This window comes from Streptomyces sp. NPDC029836, from assembly GCF_055574495.1.
The window spans coordinates 1-2,420 of record NZ_JBVHZI010000012.1; the positions used below are offsets into that span (position 1 = coordinate 1).

At 76.9% G+C, this 2,420-nt stretch carries 2 protein-coding genes; both read right to left on the reverse strand.

What is annotated here, in order from left to right; all coding sequences use genetic code 11:
- Nucleotides 1-168: 168 nt before the first annotated feature.
- Nucleotides 169-1,029, reverse strand: a complete 861-nt coding sequence (locus ACZ4XJ_RS28615) for a coiled-coil domain-containing protein (RefSeq protein WP_384004025.1) — start codon at nt 1,027-1,029, stop codon at nt 169-171.
- A 159-nt stretch (nt 1,030-1,188) separates the two neighbouring features.
- On the reverse strand, nt 1,189-2,420 hold a 1,232-nt coding region (locus ACZ4XJ_RS28620), incomplete at its 5' end, for an SUKH-4 family immunity protein (protein ID WP_468497894.1).

Genomic DNA, 2,420 nt, shown 5'->3' on the forward strand with positions numbered 1-2,420 from the left:
CCCGCCCCCCCCCCCCCCCCCCCCCCCCCCCCCCCCCCCCCCCCCCCCCCCCCCCCCCCCCCCCCCCCCCCCCCCCCCCCCCCCCCCCCCCCCCCGACCCACCCGCAGCCCCCGCCGCACCCCCGCCAACGCCCCCGCCCCCAAACCCAACGCCCGGCCAGGGCAAGGTCACCCCTCCGCCGGCGCCCGCCCCGTAAGCGCCGCCAAGCTGGAGCGGACGTGATTCATGTGCGCCCGCATCTCCTCCTGCGCCTCCCCGTGCTCCCGCAGGATCCGGTCCGTCTCCCGCCCGACCCGCTCCTCCCGCACCCTCGCCTCCGCCAGCAACTCCGCCGCCCGCGCCTCCGCGTCCTCCTGCCCGTGCCGCGCGGACTCCTCCGCCTCCGCGAACCCCCGCCGCGCCTCGTCGAGCCGCGCCTGCGCGTACCGCTCCTGCTCCGCGCCCCGCGCCTCCAGCTCCGCCAGCCGCCCGGCCAGCTCCCGCTCCGCCGCGTCCCGGCGTTCCGCCTGCTCCTGCTCGCGCTCCGCGAGCAACGCCTCCGACCGCCGCCGCATCTCCACCAGCCCGGCCTGGGCCTCGGCCCGCCACGCCGCCGCGTCGTCCCGCGCCTCGGCCCGCGCCTCGTCGGCCTCCCGCTGGGCCCGCAGCAATCCCTGCCGCGCCCGGACCTCGGTCTGCTCGCGCACCGCCTCCCCGTCGTGGCGCGCCAGCTCCGCCACCCGGTCGGCGTGCGCCTCCGCCGCGCCCAGCGCCTCGCCCGCGTCGGTACGGGCGTCCCGGCGCAGGACGTCCGCCTCCTCCTGCGCGAGCAGCAGGATCCGCCGGGCGCGCTCGCTCAACTCGTCGTACGTCTGGGGGGCCAGCGCGGTCACGGCCTCGCGCAGCCGCTCCGCCTCGGCCTCCATCTGCTTTTCGAGGACGGTCAGCCGCGCCACCCGTTCCCAGGCCTCGTCACGGCTGCCGGACAGCCGCGCGAGGTACCGGTCGACGTCTTCGATCCGGTACCCGCGGCCGCGTACGGTCGCCAAACCCTGAGGTCCGTGAGGTGACATGGGTGCACTCATCCTGGAAGCGCCTCTCTCGCGGGGATTCCCGTCAAGGATGCGTCATTTGCTCGCAGAAGCCGGAATGGCCGGGCCGGTACCCCGTTCGAGGGTCCCGGCCCGGCCACTGATCCGATCATCCGCTCAGAGCAACCCGTCCCACATCTGCTCCAGCAGCACCGACCACCAGTTCTCCGGCGAAGCCAGCGCCGCGCTGTCGAGTCCCGCGAGATTCCCCTGGAAATCGACGGTCCAGCGGCCCGCCTGCTCCGGCGTCAGATGCTGACGCAGGCGCCACATGTGACCGAGCATGGCCAACGACCGGGCGAACTGCGGCAGGCTGGAGTTCACGAACTGCGGCGGCACGGGCGCCCCGCCCGGACCGGCCTCCACCGGGACCGCCACTATGTGCGCGGTCCCGTACTGCACGCAGAGCGCCTTGCCGAAGTCGCTGCCGACGACGAGGTACGAGCCCGCGTCCGACGCCGGCTGCACCTGCCGCTGCGCCGCCAGCTCGGCCAGCGTCGGCACCGGCTGCCCGGGGACGGCCTGCGCCCAGAAGAACGGCCCGAAATCGACGGGCAGACCGGCCCACATCAGGGTCTGCGCCACGACGTCCGGCACGCCCTGCCGGGACACCGCCCGCTGGTCGAAGCGGAACACGCCCTGCGGCCCGAACGCGCCCGCCAGTTCCTGCCCGATGACCTCCATCGGGACGGCCGGCTGGAGCGGCACCTGCGGCAGCGGCGCCCGTACCGGCGCGGGGCGCGCCGGACCGTCCGCGACCTGGTGCAGCTCACCCTGATGGGTGAGCAGGTGCTGCACGCCCTGCTGACGGCCCGCGTGGTCCGTTCCGTACGGGGCCACGCTGGTGATCCGCACCTGCGGCCAGGTCTCCCGGATCATCCGGGCGCAGTAGCCGCCCGGCAGCTCGCAGGAGGCCAGCTCCGTGTGGAGTTCCAGCACCTGCTGCGGCGGCACGTTCATCGCGCGGAGCTCGTACAGGATCTGCCACTCGGGGTGCGGGGTGCCGGGCGCCGAGCGACGGATGAGCTGCTGCTCGGAGCCGTCGGGCGCGCGGTAGCGCAGTACGGCCTGGTACCCGGGCCCGACGGTGGGCACCCCGGTCGGCGCCGGCGGCCGGCCCGCGACACCGGGCGGCGGCCCGGGCGGACCGGGCGGCTGCGGCACCCCGGGACCGGCCAGCATCGTCGCGGCGTGGTCGAGCCCGCCACCGGGCGCACCCGGAGCACCCGGCGGACCGGGCGGCCGCGGCACCCCGGGACCGGCGAGCATCGTCGCCGCGTGAGGGGCGCCGCCCCCGGGCGGACCGGGAGGACCGGGCGGCGTCGGCTGCTGCCCGCCACCGGGAGCAC